The sequence below is a fragment of the Anaerolineae bacterium genome (assembly GCA_014360855.1).
In the GTDB taxonomy this organism is placed as follows: Bacteria; Chloroflexota; Anaerolineae; order JACIWP01; family JACIWP01; genus JACIWP01.
Genome location: JACIWP010000305.1, coordinates 1 through 3,430, shown reverse-complemented (window position 1 = coordinate 3,430; position 3,430 = coordinate 1). Strand labels below are relative to the sequence as shown.

Sequence of the window (3,430 nt, the reverse complement as noted above, 5' to 3'; positions counted from 1 at the left end):
CGATACGCCGTTGGAAAACCTGCAGGCCATGGTGGACGTGGCGCTGTACAGCCTGTGGAAGGAGCCGGCGGCCTGAGCGCTTACGACCACGGTGGGTCGGCCGGCGGCAGGGGAGCGCCGGTGATTTCCGCCCAGGCGCGTCGGGTATCAGCGGCGATGAAGAGCGAACCTGTCGCCAATATCATGTCGGCCGGCGAGGACTGTGCCAGCAGGTCTTGCAGGGCTTCTTTGACGCTGATGGCGGTGCGTGCCGGCATCCCCAGCGCCTCTACCGCTTGCTGTAACCGTGTTTCGTCCGCGGCGCGGGCATGGCCGGAGCGGGTGACGATGATATCGTCCGCAAGCGGCACGAGATGGGCCAGCATGCCGGCGATATCTTTGTCGGCGGAAGCCCCGAAGATCAGGAACAGCCTGCTCCAGGTGAATATCTCCCGCACCGCTTGCGCCAGATAGGCCGTGGACTCCACGTTGTGGGCGCCGTCAACCACTACCCAGGGGTGCCGGCCCAGGATTTCCAGCCTGCCCGGCCACCGCACATCGCGCAGGCCGGCGCGCACCGCCTCTGCGCCGATCCGCCAGCCCCGCCGGCGCAATTCCGCCAACGCCGCCACCGCGACCGCCGCATTCTCCCATTGGTGTGCTCCCAGCAGGCCCAGCTGGATGTCCTGCAGTTCCGTCGGGAATCCGGCCGGCACAGCGCCGACGGCGCGGATATCCCCGGTTTCCCCCTCCGGGGACCAGGCGCGCCGGCGCCACTCCCAATCTCTCCCGACCAGCACCAGCGGGGCATGTTTCTCCCAACAGACGCGCTGGATGACCTCTAACGCCTCCGCTTCCTGCGGGGCGCAGACCACCGGCACGCCGGGTTTGATGATGCCGGCCTTCTCGCCGGCGATGGCGGACAGCGTACTGCCCAGGAACTGGGTGTGGTCATAGCTGATGGAAGTAATAATGCTCACCGCCGGCGTGATGACGTTGGTGGCGTCCAGCCGGCCGCCCATCAGCACCTCGATAATGCCGGCCTCCACCCCCTCTTCGGCGAACAGATGAAAAGCCAGCGCGGTCAGGATTTCGAAGGCAGTGATGCCCTCGACGCGCTCGATGTACGGCCGAATGGCATCCAGCCCCGACGCTACCCGACTTTCGGGAAGGAGTTGGCCGTCGATCCGGAAGTATTCGCGCGTCGTGTGCAGGCTGGGGGAGGCGAACAGGCCGGTGCGGTAGCCGGCAGCGCGCAGGCAGGCTTCCAGCATGGCGGCAGTGGACCCCTTGCCCTTGGTGCCGGCGATGTGGAGGCAGGGATAGCGCGTTTCCGGGTGGCCCAGCAGTTCCAGGAGCTGAGCGACCCGCTGGACACCGTAGACGTCATCGGCGTAGCGGGCCGGCTGTCGGCGGGCATAGTCCGCATGGGAGAAGATGTACGCCAGTGCCCGGGCGTAGGCATCCTGCGGCATGTGCATTGGGCTCCTTTCGCGCGCCTCCCGCAGGCACTTTTACCTGCGGGAGGCCGGCATCTCATTCTTCACGAATATCTCTTGACGGATCAGGGAAGATCGTACGCCTTCTCCACTACCTTACGGGTGGCGACCAGCGCGCCGGTGGGACACACCTTGACGCACTCCAGACAGCCGTCGCAGGTGGTCTGCGAGAGCGGCAGGCCGAAGTACGGGAGCACGCGCGCCCGGAAGCCGCGATAGACAAAGGTGAAGACCTCCAGCTTGCGGATGTCGCGGCAGGCCCGCACGCACGCGCCGCACTGGATGCACTTGCCGGTCTCCATGTACAGGTCAGGATGCGAGTTGTCAATGAAGTAGCCGCGGCGTTCGCCGGCCCACACATCTTGTCGGGCACCGTACTGGGTGGCATACTCTTTCAGTTTGCAGGTATTGACGGCGGCACAGCCGCATTCCAGACAGCGTTTGGCCTCGGCAACGGCGGATTCCGGCGTGAGACCCAACTCCACCTGGTCGAACGTGCGCACGCGGCGCTCGATCTCCAGCTCCGGCATTTTCACCCGGGGAGCCTGCTCGTAGCGGGCGAAGCGCTCCGGGTCCACCTCGTCCAGTTTGCCCATGCTGGAGTTGAAGTTGTAGCCGTAGCCGATGACCGGCTCGCCGCGCAGGTACTGGTCAATGGAGACGGCCGCCAGCCGGCCCTTGCCCATGGCGCGCACGGCGATATCAGGGCCGGTCACGCAGTCGCCGGCGGCGAACACGCCCGGGATGGTGGTTTGCATCGTCAGCGGGTCCACCTCGATACGGCCGTCCGAAGAGCAGGTAACCCTCTCGCCCTCGAGGCATTCCATATCGATGCGCTGGCCGATGGCGGAGATGATGGTGCCGCAGGTTTTGCGGAACTCCGCTCCCTCGATAGGCACTGGCCGGCGCCGGCCGCTGGCGTCCGGCTCGCCCAGCTTCATGCGCTGGCAGGTCAGCATCAGGCCATCGTGCACTTCCTGCACGGAGACCGGGGCGGCGAGGAACTCGAACTTCACCCCCTCCTTCATGGCCTCTTCCACCTCGATGTCGAGGGCCGGCATCTCTTCCCGCGTGCGGCGGTAGAGGATGGTTACCTCTTTCGCGCCCAGGCGCAGGGCGGTGCGGGCAGAGTCAATGGCCGTGTTGCCGCCGCCGATGACCACCACACTGTCGCCCAGTTCGGGGTATTCGCCGCGCGCCACGCGCGCCAGGAATTCCAGGCCGGGCATGACGCCGGGCAGGTCCTCACCTTCCACGCGCATGCGGGTGGTCTCCTGGGCGCCGACGCCGACGAAGATGGCATCATAGCCGGCGTCCTTCAGGGACTGGATGGTGAAGTCGCGCCCGAGCTTCTGGTTGTAGCGGATCTCCACCCCCATATCGGTGATGACCTTGATCTCGGCGTCCAGCACCGCCGCCGGCAGACGATAATAGGGGATGCCCCAGCGCATCATGCCGCCGGCCGCCTCATGCTGTTCGAACACGGTCACCGCATGCCCCTTGCGGCGCAGGTGATAGGCGGCGCTGAGGCCGGCCGGCCCGCCGCCGATGACCGCCACGCGCTTGCCGGTGTCCGGGGCACAGGGCGGGATATAGGGATTCCCGCTTTCGAGGTCCAGGTCAGCGACAAAGCGGTGCGACCAGCAGATGGCCAGCGGTTCGTCCACGCGGTTGCGCCGGCACTCCGATTCGCAGGGGTGAGGGCAGATGCGCCCCAGCGACGCGGGGAAGGGCGTCGCTTCCTTAATCAGCTCCAGCGACTTGCGGAATTCGCCCTGAGCGATGAGCTTCAGGAAGCCCTGGATATCAATGCCGGTGGGGCAGGTCAGATGGCAGGGCGCATAGCAGTCGCCGGTATGGTCGGAGAGCAGGAGTTCCAGGCAGGTGCGGCGGGTTTCGCGGATGGCCGGCGAATCGGTGGTGATGACCATGCCCTCGCTGACCATGGAGGA

At 66.3% G+C, this 3,430-nt stretch carries 2 protein-coding genes; both read right to left on the bottom strand.

The annotated features are described in order from the left end of the window. Window positions 1-80: 80 nt before the first annotated feature. A complete protein-coding gene (locus tag H5T60_13115) occupies window positions 81-1,454 on the bottom strand; it encodes a bifunctional folylpolyglutamate synthase/dihydrofolate synthase (GenBank protein ID MBC7243370.1) in 1,374 nt (457 codons plus the stop codon). Window positions 1,455-1,543: 89 nt separating this feature from the next. Beyond that, window positions 1,544-3,430 (bottom strand): FAD-dependent oxidoreductase (locus H5T60_13110; protein MBC7243369.1); only part of this gene is annotated, 1,887 nt, incomplete at its 5' end.